At 71.5% G+C, this 2076-nt stretch carries 2 protein-coding genes and 1 rRNA gene; 2 read left to right on the top strand and 1 reads right to left on the bottom strand.

The window, feature by feature from the left end:
• Positions 1-40 precede the first annotated feature (40 nt).
• Both G5C62_RS26665 and G5C62_RS26660 read left to right on the top strand, forming a co-directional pair.
• On the top strand, positions 41-964 hold the full coding sequence (locus tag G5C62_RS26665; protein WP_206330893.1) for an ABC transporter ATP-binding protein: 924 nt from the start codon (positions 41-43) through the stop codon (positions 962-964).
• Positions 961-1659: a hypothetical protein gene (locus tag G5C62_RS26660; protein ID WP_164703363.1), complete on the top strand. Its 699-nt coding sequence runs from the start codon at positions 961-963 to the stop codon at positions 1657-1659. The genes G5C62_RS26665 and G5C62_RS26660 overlap by 4 nt, the downstream gene beginning before the upstream one ends.
• 338 nt (positions 1660-1997) lie before the next feature.
• On the opposite strand, the gene rrf is transcribed toward G5C62_RS26660, so the two are convergent.
• Positions 1998-2076, bottom strand: a 5S ribosomal RNA gene (gene rrf / locus G5C62_RS26655); the annotation flags it as partial.

The raw sequence follows: 2076 nt of genomic DNA, 5'->3' as shown, positions 1-2076 counted from the left end.
CCGAGATCGTCCAGCTGCTGCGCGAGCGGGGAGGCCGGTCGTGACCGTCGCCGCCACGCTCGAGGGCGTCACCATGCGCTTCCGGGGGCACACCGCGCTGACCGACGTCTCCACCTCGCTGCAGGCGGACACGATCACCGGCCTGCTCGGCCGGAACGGCGCCGGGAAGACCACGCTCATGCAGCTGCTCACCGGCCACCGCGTGCCCACCGCAGGCCAGGTGACCGTGCTCGGCGCAGCGCCGTACGAGAACGACGGTGTGCTGCGCCGCATGTGCTTCATCAAGGAGGGCCAGCGGTACCCGGACCACTTCCGGGTCTGCGACGCCGTCTCCGCGGCCGCCCACCTGTACCCGCACTGGGACCAGCCACTGGCCGACCAGCTGCTCACCGACTTCGACCTGCCCGGCAAGCGGCCGATCAAGAAGCTGTCCCGGGGGATGAACTCGGCCGTCGGCATCGTCCTGGGCCTGGCCTCGCGTGCACCGGTCACGCTGTTCGACGAGCCGTACCTGGGCCTGGACGCCGTCGCGCGCCAGCTCTTCTACGACCGACTGCTGGCCGACTACGCCGAACACCCCCGCACGATCCTGCTGTCCACCCACCTCATCGAGGAGATCAGCGACCTGCTCGAGCACGTCCTGCTCATCGACCGCGGCCGGGTGCTGCTGGATGCGGACGCGGAGACGCTGCGGTCCACGGCGCTGACCGTCACCGGGCCGGCGGCCCAGGTGGCCACCTTCGGCGCCGGCCACGCTGTCCTCCACGAGGAGTCGATGGCCGGCCAGACCCGGGCGATCGTCCGGACCGAGACGGCGACGGCACGACGGGAGGCCACGGCCCTCGGCCTGGCCGTCGAGCAGACGTCGATCCAGCGACTGGTGGTCGCCATGAGCCTCGCCGCGGCACAGCCCGCCGCACCCTCGACTCTCGACCGCGCCACCCTGCAGGGAGCCCACCGATGAACCGTGTCCTCGGCGCCGCCCGCCTCCAGCTCGTCAACCCCCTCGTGTCGATGGGGATCGGCTGGGCGATCGTCGCGCTCGCCTTCGCCGTGAACCTGGCGATCTGGGGCGTCGGTGACCTGGACGCCAGCGCGAGCAACTCCAACACCGGCGGCCTGGCCGCGCTGTACATCACGGTGCTGGTGACCTACATCCAGGCGGTGACGATGGTGTTCCCGCTGGCGATGGGGCTCAGCCTCAGCCGTCGGGTCTTCTACCTGGGGACGGCGCTGGTCGCGGTCGTCCAGTCGGTCGTCTTCGGCGTCGCCCTGGCCGGGCTCACCGCGATCGAGAACGCGACGAACGGCTGGGGGGTCGGGCTCCAGTTCTGGGCACCGGGCGCCCTCGACGTCGGGAACCCGGCTCTGCAGGTCGTCGTCTTCGCCGTCCCGATGATGGCCTTCGCCTTCATGGGGATCGGCTTGGGCGTGCTGTACAAGCGGTGGGGGACGGCGGGCATCTACGCGCTGACCGCCGCCCTCATCGTGGGGGCCGGCGCCGCCGTCCTCCTGCTCACGTGGCGCCGAGCCTGGGAGGAGCTGGGGGCTTGGCTGGCCGACCGTTCGGTGGAGTCCTTCACCATCGGCTTGCCCGCGGTGGCCGCAGTGGCGCTCGCTGCGCTGGCGTACCTGGGGCTGCGACGCGCGGTCCCCTGATCGCCCAGCCACATCCGACGGCCGGCCGCCTCTGGCGCGCCGGCCGCTCGGCGTCCTGCGCGGCCGATGCGTCAGCTGACGAATCAGGGCGCCACCATCGGGGCACGCGCGCCGACGTGTCGATCCCGGGCCCAGCAGTTCCGCAGTACGACGTCGCGGTGCTCGATCGGGAAGCCCACCGGCGCTCGGACTCGTTCGACGGAGACGCTATGACGTCGGTGAAGGCGAACGTGCTCTCGCCACGGGGAGCACCCCGTCCGGTGTGCCCCCGGCCGACCTTCCCCGGAAAAGCAGGAACGGGGCCACAGCCGTAGCTGTGACCCCGTCCTGGGAGTTATGTCCGGCGGCGTCCTACTCTCCCACCCGGTCCCCCGGGCAGTACCATCGGCGCTGAAAGGCTTAGCTTCCGGGTTCGGA

The sequence above is a fragment of the Modestobacter sp. KNN46-3 genome (assembly GCF_011039295.1).
This window is presented reverse-complemented; position numbering and strand designations above follow the sequence as displayed.